This window comes from Adlercreutzia muris (assembly GCF_008831045.1).
Lineage (GTDB): Bacteria > Actinomycetota > Coriobacteriia > Coriobacteriales > Eggerthellaceae > Adlercreutzia > Adlercreutzia muris.
This window is the reverse complement of the sequence record NZ_WAJS01000053.1, coordinates 1-8,548: the sequence shown is the minus strand read 5'-3', so window position 1 is coordinate 8,548 and position 8,548 is coordinate 1. Positions and strand designations below refer to the sequence as shown.

The 8,548-nt window shown below is 63.2% G+C and carries 5 protein-coding genes and 1 tRNA gene; 1 reads left to right on the top strand and 5 read right to left on the bottom strand.

Annotated features, from left to right (window positions below; all coding sequences use genetic code 11):
- Positions 1 to 215 precede the first annotated feature (215 nt).
- A tRNA-Phe gene (locus F8D48_RS10945) sits at positions 216 to 291 on the bottom strand.
- Positions 292 to 528: 237 nt separating this feature from the next.
- On the opposite strand from F8D48_RS10945, the gene F8D48_RS10940 reads away from it, so the two are divergent.
- Complete coding sequence (locus F8D48_RS10940) at positions 529 to 3,651, top strand: YDG domain-containing protein (RefSeq protein ID WP_170272809.1); 3,123 nt, start codon at positions 529 to 531, stop codon at positions 3,649 to 3,651.
- Here the strand turns inward: F8D48_RS10940 and F8D48_RS10935 are convergent.
- The 4 genes from F8D48_RS10935 to F8D48_RS10920 are packed head-to-tail and all read right to left on the bottom strand — an operon-like array spanning position 3,648 to position 8,312.
- A complete protein-coding gene (locus F8D48_RS10935) occupies positions 3,648 to 4,241 on the bottom strand; it encodes a prepilin peptidase (RefSeq protein ID WP_151432021.1) in 594 nt (197 codons plus the stop codon). The genes F8D48_RS10940 and F8D48_RS10935 overlap by 4 nt on opposite strands.
- A gap of 12 nt (positions 4,242 to 4,253) precedes the next feature.
- A complete protein-coding gene (locus tag F8D48_RS10930; protein WP_151432019.1) occupies positions 4,254 to 5,696 on the bottom strand; it encodes a coproporphyrinogen III oxidase family protein in 1,443 nt (480 codons plus the stop codon).
- A gap of 3 nt (positions 5,697 to 5,699) precedes the next feature.
- Positions 5,700 to 6,989 (bottom strand): phosphoribosylamine--glycine ligase, encoded by a 1,290-nt coding sequence (gene purD, locus F8D48_RS10925; protein ID WP_135971284.1) that lies wholly within the window; start codon positions 6,987 to 6,989, stop codon positions 5,700 to 5,702.
- Between the two features lie 12 nt (positions 6,990 to 7,001).
- Complete coding sequence (locus F8D48_RS10920; RefSeq protein WP_151432017.1) at positions 7,002 to 8,312, bottom strand: adenylosuccinate synthase; 1,311 nt, start codon at positions 8,310 to 8,312, stop codon at positions 7,002 to 7,004.
- Between the last annotated feature and the right edge of the window lie 236 nt (positions 8,313 to 8,548).

The window sequence follows — 8,548 nt, the reverse complement described above, 5'->3', positions numbered from 1 at the left end:
AAGGCGATGAAACCGGCGAACCTGCAAGATGGGGAGAAGGACTGGTATGGTCCGAGTTCCATCATGAGACCCCTTATCCCTACGGGGTCGATTAGGCTTCCTTACACACTTTTGTTCCTATATCCCGGCGCTGTTCACCGCTGCTTCCGCGGCCCACCCGGGAAGTTGTCCGAACACAAAAAAAAGACCCCCATGACTGGGGGTCTTCTAAATGGTGGTGGTCGGAGGGGGACTTGAACCCTCGACACACGGATTTTCAGTCCGTTGCTCTACCAACTGAGCTACCCGACCAAGGTGCGGAAAGTATTCCCTTTCGACGCGAGCATATATATTAACGGGTAGAACCGCGCAATGCAAGGACTTTTTCGGAACGATCCGTGGCGTCGTGCTCCCCCCATCGCATATCCGTTGCTGTCATCGGCCGAAACTCTCATCGCCTCAAGGGCTTATCGCGGTTGGCGCGACCTGGTGGCGGCGCTATACTATGAGTACTTCTATCATTTTAGAACGACCGAGAGAAGACCTGCTATGAAACCTCTGCATGTATTGGGAATGAACCTCGTCAAGGGATCCCTCGCCATCGCGCTAGCCGCAACGGCCTCGACGATTGCTGTTGTCGGCACCGCGCCTCTCTGCGAGCCAGCCTGGGCGGCGGACGAGAGCGCCGCACCTTCCGCCGATGCTGACGACGAAGCTGCGGAACTGACCATTGTGGCCGGGCCCGCCGAGCGCAATGGAAACGAGTACCGGTTTCCCAAGTTGAAGGTAACCTCCAACACCGATAAGAACATCCGCAGCATCACCGTGCAGTTCACGACGGCCATTGCGGCGGGAGACGACGTGACCTTCGATGCGGTAGAGGGCTTCGAGGTGCGGGGCAAGACGGCCAACCGATCTGTGAACGCCACGAATGCCGACGAGAAGGACGGCGGCTGGCCGGCGGCAAAATGGGAGGAGTACCTCCAAAAGCATATGAAGGTCACCCTTGCCGGCGGGTCGGGCACCAAGGGCCTGCGCATGATCGCCAGCCTGAAGCCCGTAACGGACACCTACGACTTCAATTCCGAGAATGGCCACTACTATCGCTACATTCCCCAGCCGTCTACCTGGCTGGAAGCCCGCGATGCGGCGGCAGCCGACACCTACATGGGCCTTCAGGGCTATTTGGTCACGGTTACCAGCCCCGAGGAATCGAACTTCATCACCACGCTCATTGACACGAACATGTGGATGGGCGGTACGGCCGAGCCCACGTTCGGCGCCGTCGGCAACACGGGGCGGTTTACATGGCAGAAGCCCTCAGCAGGATGGCCCTACAGCTTCTATTGGGTAACCGGACCCGAGGCAACCATGGGCCCCGACGGCGGCCCCATGGAGATATGTCGCATGGACTCGGCCGGGTCGGCAAAACCCGTGAAAGATCCGGTAACCGAAGGCAACGCCTACTACAATTTTGCCAGCAGCGAGCCGAACAATGCAGCTAACATCGGGTATTACGACAACGCCGGCACTCAAAGATCGGGCGAGTACTGCTTGCATATGTACAGCCAGAAAAACTCCGCCGGCGTGGCCACCGCAGCGGCTAACATTGGCAAATGGAACGATTATCCCAACTTCCCTGCCAGTGGTGAGCATCAGAAATGCTGCTACGTTATCGAATACGGCGGTCTGGAAGATGACAATGCGCCGGACGGAGACGGCGATGGCTCCGGGGGCGATGCCGATGTGAACGTCGATGTGGATGTGCATGTGAAAGTGGACATCAACGTCGACCCCGAAGAGCTCACCATTACCACCGAGGCAGACAGCATCACCCTCGGCCAAGCCCTCAAGGTGAGCGAGAACATCAACGGCGGCGTGCTGGACCCCGTGGCCGACCAGGTGGAGCGTACCTACGTGCTCGTGGACGCCAACGGCAAGGAAATCATCGGCGACGACGGCAAGCCCATCGTAGTACCCGAGGCCGAGGTGCCCTACACCGCCGGCCGTTACAAGGTCACCTCCACGAAACCTAATCGGAAAGACGGCGGCGTGTACAAGGAGGGCAGCGCCATCTTCACCGTGCGCCCCGCCACCGTTGACCTGACACGCGAGAAGGATGCTTCTGGTGCCATGCAGCCAAAGGTGTATGAGAAGGTGTACGACGGCACCGCCGACTTCAGCCTGGATGCCATCGCGTTGCCCGGCATTCTTCCCACCCATAGCGGCGATGTGCGCCTTGCCGCAGATAGCGCAAGCTACGGCACCGCCGACGCGGGGGACGGGAAGATCGTGCTCGAAGGGGCGCGGCTGGAATCGGCCGACGGCACCGTGACCACCAATTACACTCTGGCTGGCCTGAAAGATGACGGAACCCTTGAACTGGTAGCCCGTATCGTGCCTCGGGAACTGGTTGTAACCGCCTCTTCCACCGTAAAGTGGGGCCTAGCGGGCAAGCCCCTAGCCGACGAATCCGGCGTTCCCCTGACCCTGACGAGCAACGAAGACGTGCACGACGATGGGAGCGCCCCGTGGGCAGCGAATATGCTCGCGCCTCGCGATGCCGCGCGGGTCGATGGCGGGGCCGTTGAAAGCATTCTCGGTGCCGTGGAGCTGACCTGCACCCGCGACAGCGACGGCGAGCCGCTGGACGCCTCCAACCCCACTGTGGGCACCTATACGGCGACTCCCCACTTCGCCAATGTGAACCCTTGTGCCAACGGGGCGGCCGCGGCCTTCGCGATGGACGGATCCCGCGCGACCGGCTTCCCCTCCCCCATTACCGAGGTGAAAGATCTAGGTGGCGGCCGCTATGACATCGGCAATTACCTCCTCACCCTGAAGCCGGCCAAGGTGGTGGTCACCGCCAATCCGGCCACCGACCCCGATTTGGGCCAGATCGGCGACCTCATCGAGGGAGGCACCGTGGAAGAGGACGTGACCCCGGGCAAGCCGCCGGTGTCGAAGGACGAGCTTGAGGATGTCATCAAAGACCAGATAGAAGGCAATCTTCCCAACACCGATCCGGTCATCACCATCATCAAGGACGGCGAAGAGGTGGAGACTATCGACCCGACCAAGCCCGGTCACTATGTGGTCATCGCCACGTACCCCGATCCCGATGGCGGCCCGGACAAGGTAGTGCGTTTCGAATACACCGTGGCCGAGCCGACCCCCGACAAGCCGCAGAAGCCCGAGAAGCCGGGCACGCCCGACAAGCCCACCGCCCCGGGAGCCTCGCAGCCGGATCAGGGAAACGTCATCGTTGACGAGAACGTCACCGTGACCGTGGATCCCAACGGCAAGCCTCTGACGAAGGATGATATTGCCGCCGATATCCACGAGCGCTGGCCCGATCGCGTGCCCGCCGACGTAAAACCCGAGATCACCATCACTCTTGATGGCAAGACGGTTGACTCCATCGATCCCACCCGTCCGGGCACCTACTACGTGACGGCGGTGTACCCCGACCCGAACGGCGGGCCCGATAGGATCGTGCGCTTCACCTATACCGTAGAAGAGCGGGATGGCACGACCATTCGCCTCAAGCACCTGCTGGCTCAAACGGGCGATGCCGCGCCGATGACCGTCGCCGGAGCGATGGCCCTGGGAGCTGCCGTCACTCTGGCTGTATCGGCGGCCCGGCGCCGAAAGGATCGGCGAAACAGCTAAACCACAAAGGCAATCAAAGCACCCAGGGCAATAAAGGGAGCAAAGGGGAGGGTCGTGCGCAGCAGGCCCTCCCCTTCTTCTTCGGAGGTTCCCCCTCGGCGGCGGGCAATCACCGAGCGGGCGATACGGGCAATAAGAGCGTAGAGCAGGCTGAGCACGCATGCGGCCAGCAAGCAGATGAGACCCCGATCGGCGCCGAGGAACAGACCGAGGGCGGCCATGAGCTTGATGTCTCCGCCGCCGAAGGACTCCCGATGGGTCACGGCCTCATAGACGGCCGTGAGCACCAGCAAACCGCCACCGAGGATGACGGCGCCGATAATGCCCTCGGCCAGGGAAGCACCTTCGATGCTGAGCCCCGGGGGCACCACGATTGTCGGCGCGGGAGCCGCGAACTCGGCGCGGAAGCCCAGCCCCATGTGCTGGCCGGCGAAGCCAAGCACGACGCGCCACAGCAGCCAGAGGGCAGCCAAGGCCCCGGACAGCAGGTTGGGCACGCGCCTCTCCCGCAGATCAACTACGGCTATGGCCCCGAGCACCAGCAGCACGAGGCCATAGGCCGCCAGAGTCACAACGGAAACATAGGTCATGGGCGGGGGCGCCTACTCCTCGGCCGCCTGGGCCCGGGCTCCGTCGAGAACCGCCGTGGCGGACAGCTCGCGCACCCCGGCGGCGGCAGCGGCCGAGGCCGCGCCCCCGGTGGCCGCACACACACGGGCCGTGCCATCGCCGAACACCAGCTCGCGCTCCTCGCCCGTGAGGGCCGCGCGGGCCTGGTCGCGCAGGTTGTTCACGCCGATGAAGAACTGGCGCATCATGACTACCACGAGGTAGCGGCCCTTGGGCGTCAGCGTCAGCTCGTCGGAATTGTCGGTGGCAAAGGCGCCGCAGGCCCGCATGAAGGCCATCTCGGCCGGCAGACCCCGCTCCACGGTCGTACCGAAGTCGCGGTAGAACTGGCGCTTGTCCAGATGTAGGCCGAACAGCTGCATCATGAACCGGTAGCGCATGCGATCGCGCAGGCTGAACGTGGTCTTGCCCATCATGGACATACGGCCGCTCTCGATGGCGGCATTGTACTCGCGCACCGAGAACGTGTTCACATACAGGTTCTTCCCCAGATAGGTGATGCCGCCGCTGCCGATGGCCGGGTACTCCTCGTAGTCCACCACGTACTCGTCGATCATGGCGTCCTCGCCGGCCGCACCGGTACCGCGGCGATTGAACGTCCAGGCGCTGCCCAACTCGAACAGACCGGGATCGCCGTTGGGCAAGTCTCCCAGCAGCAGATCGCAGATGATCTCGTAGAACCGCTGCTCACGGTTGTAATCCACCGGGCCCACGGTGGCTGCGAGAGACCTCTGCACCGACGGCGAGGCCATGAGCGGGTAGAACGTGGTCTGGCTCGCTCCCGAGGCCACCACCATCTCGATATCACGGATGAGCGTGTCCTCGGTCTGGGCCGGGAAGTTGAAGATCATGTCGGCGTTCATGGAGGTGAAATAGGGCGACGCCTCGCCGATGCGCTCGAGAATCTCCTGACCGCAGCCGTATTTCTCGTAGCGGTCCATCTGGCGCAGCAGGTCGTCGTCGAAGGACTGCACCCCTACCGACAGCCGCTGCACGCGCCCCTTCAACTTCTCCAAGTAGGAGGGGATGAGGTGGTTCGGGTTCGTCTCGCTCGACACTTCCCGAATGGAGAACAGATCGCGGGCCTGGTCGATGGTCTCGCACAGCTCGTCGATCATGATGGTGGGCGTGCCGCCGCCGATGTAGACCGAATCGAAGTCGTAGCCCAGCTCCTTCAGCATGCGCATCTCCTTGCGCATGTTCTCGAAGTAGGGCTTCGCCCGATCCTCCCGGAAGGGGAAGCGGTTGAAAGAGCAATACGGGCAGAGCCGCTCGCAGAACGGCACATGCATGTACAGCATATAGGCCTGCCCGGGCACGGGCTCGGGCACGGGCTCCTCGGTGCAGGGGGTCAGCTTCAGGTAGTTGGCCGTGCAGGCCGCTACCACCTTCGACAACAGTCGTTCTGAGAGCATAGGCTACTCCCAAGCGGAACGACCCTGGAGGGCCTTCTTGCCGATATCATGGCGGAACTGCTTGCCTTCGAAGTTGATGAGGTCGCAAGCCTCATAGGCCCGCTCGCGAGCCTCCTCGAACGTGGCGCCCGTGGCCACCACGTTCAGCACGCGTCCGCCGTTGGTGAGCAGCTCGCCGTCGAAATTGCGCCGGGTGCCAGCATGGAACACGGTAACGCCATCCAGGGCCTCGGCCTCCTCAATGCCGAGGATAACCTTCCCCTTCTCGTAGGAGCCGGGGTAGCCCTCGCTCGCGAGCACCACCGAGACGGCCCAATCGTCGGACCACTCCAGGGCAATGTCCTCGGGACGGCCCTCGGCCACGGCCAGCATCACGTCCACCAGGTCGCTTTCCAGGCGCGGCAGGACCACCTGGGTCTCCGGATCGCCGAAGCGCACGTTGAACTCCACGATCTTGGGGCCGGCGGGGGTGAGCATGAAGCCGCCGTACAGCGTACCGCGGTAGTCGGCGGCGAAGGGCTCGCGTGCTGTCGCAGCGGCGGCGTCTTCCATGATGGCCACCATGGCGGCCATTTCCTCATCGGTCACGATGGGCACTGGCGAGTACACGCCCATGCCACCAGTATTGGGGCCCAGGTCGCCGTCGTAGGCGCGCTTGTGATCCTGGGCCGGGGCCATGGGGAAGGACTTGCCGGCTGTGACGAAGCAGAGCAGCGAGCACTCGGGGCCGGTCATGCACTCCTCGATGACCACCGTGGAGCCGGCATCGCCGAAGGCGCCGTCGAAGCAGGCGCGCACGGCGTTCTCGGCGTCTTCCAGGGTTTCCGCCACCACGACGCCCTTGCCGGCGGCCAGACCGTCGGCCTTGATGACGATGGGGGCGCCCTGCTCGCGCACATAGGCCAGGGCCGCATCCGCGTTATCGAAGCGACCGTAGGCGGCGGTGGGGATGGCATTGGCCATCATGAACTCTTTGGAATAGGCCTTGGAACCCTCCAGCTGGGCGCCATCGGCGTTGGGACCGAACACCGGCACGCCGGCCGCGCGCAGCACATCGGCCACGCCATCGACCAGGGGCGCCTCGGGGCCGATGACCACCAGGCCAATCTTGCGCTCGGCCACGAAGCTGAGCAGGGCCTCGCTATCGGCAATGTCGATCTCGACGTTCTCGGCAATGTCAGCGGTGCCTCCGTTGCCCGGGGCCACGTACAGCACATCGGTCTTCGGCGACTTCTGCAGCGCCCAGGCGATGGCGTGCTCGCGGCCACCCGAACCCAAAACCAGGATGTTCATGTTGGTCCTCTCCTACCAATTCCGCATGATGGTCTGATCGCGATCGGGGCCCACGGAGATGATGCTCATGGGCACGCCGGTGACCTCTTCCAGATACTCGATGTACTTGCGCGTGTTCTCGGGCAGCTCCTCGTAGGTCTTGCAGCCCGTAATATCGACATCCTTCCAACCGGGCAGCTCCACGTAGATGGGTTTCGCGTGATGCAGCACCGACTGCTGCATGGGGAAGTAGTCGTAGCGCTCGCCGTCGCACTCGTAGGCCACGCACACCTTGATAGTGTCGAAGGCCGACAGCACGTCCAGCTTAGTGAGGGCCACGTCCGTAAGCCCGTTCACCTCGGCGGCATAGCGGCCGATGACGGCGTCGAACCAGCCGCAGCGGCGCTTGCGGCCCGTGGTCACGCCGAACTCGTGGCCGACGGCGCACAGCAACTCGCCGTCTTCAGCATCCTGGCCCACCCCGCCGTTCTCGGGAAACTTCAGCTCCGTGGGGAAGGGGCCCTCGCCCACGCGGGTGACATAGGCCTTCTGGATGCCGAGTACCCGGTCGATGGCCGCAGGTCCCACGCCGGTGCCCGTGGCCGCGCCACCAGCGCAGCAGGAAGACGAGGTGACGAAGGGATAGGTGCCATGGTCAATGTCGAGCAGGGTACCCTGGGCCCCCTCGAAGAGGATGGACTTGCCCTCGGCCAGGGCCGTGTTCAGCATGTGGGCCGACTCGCACACGAAGGGGGCGAGAATGCGGGCATAGGGCAGGTACTCGTCGCAGATTTCCTCGACGGTGTAGGTGTGCAGCCCGTAGATCTTCTCCAAAATGGGATTTTTCTGGGCCAGCACCGCTGCGAGCTTCAGACGGAAGATCTTCTCGTCCAGCAGGTCCTGCATACGGATGCCCTTGCGGCCCATTTTATCCTGATAGCAGGGACCGATGCCGCGCTTGGTGGTGCCGATCTTCTTGTCGCCGAGGCTCTTCTCGTCGGCTCCGTCAAGATCCTTGTGGTAGGGCATGATGAGGTGCGCGTCGTTGGAGATGCGCAGGTTCTTGCAGGAGATGCCCTCGGCCTCCAGCATGGCCATCTCCTTCACCAGGACGCCCGGGTCCACCACCACGCCGTTGCCGATGACGGGCACGGCGTTCTCGTACATGACACCGGAGGGCATGAGGTGCAGCGCCAGCTTCTTGTCACCGTGGATGACGGTGTGGCCGGCGTTGTTGCCCCCCTGGAAGCGCACCACGTAGTCGTAGTCGCTGGCGATGAGGTCGGTGATCTTACCCTTGCCTTCGTCGCCCCACTGGGCGCCGACGAGCACTGTGCTGGGCATGCTGCGTCCTTTCGTCGTGAGCCTTTTGCTCGAAGATGTAAGTATAGTACAGGCGGCCGCAAATGGCCCGCACGTTTGTACTGCCTCCCATTTCTTGGACACGAGAAACGGGAGGCTTCTTTATGCCATCAGACCTTAGGATCAGATACGACGTCGATGTCCGCAGGGCCGCAGCGGAGCTCTTCGAGGAGGGCTATGGGTATCACGCGGCCGCGACCGTCCTAGCGCTTCCTCCT

Bases quoted from the DNA above. Each gene is read 5' to 3' on its own strand.
- F8D48_RS10940 (WP_170272809.1), top strand. From the start codon at position 529: ATGAAACCTCTGCATGTATTGGGAATGAACCTCGTCAAGGGATCCCTC.
- F8D48_RS10935 (WP_151432021.1), bottom strand. From the start codon at position 4,241: ATGACCTATGTTTCCGTTGTGACTCTGGCGGCCTATGGCCTCGTGCTG.
- F8D48_RS10930 (WP_151432019.1), bottom strand. From the start codon at position 5,696: ATGCTCTCAGAACGACTGTTGTCGAAGGTGGTAGCGGCCTGCACGGCC.
- purD (WP_135971284.1), bottom strand. From the start codon at position 6,989: ATGAACATCCTGGTTTTGGGTTCGGGTGGCCGCGAGCACGCCATCGCC.
- F8D48_RS10920 (WP_151432017.1), bottom strand. From the start codon at position 8,312: ATGCCCAGCACAGTGCTCGTCGGCGCCCAGTGGGGCGACGAAGGCAAG.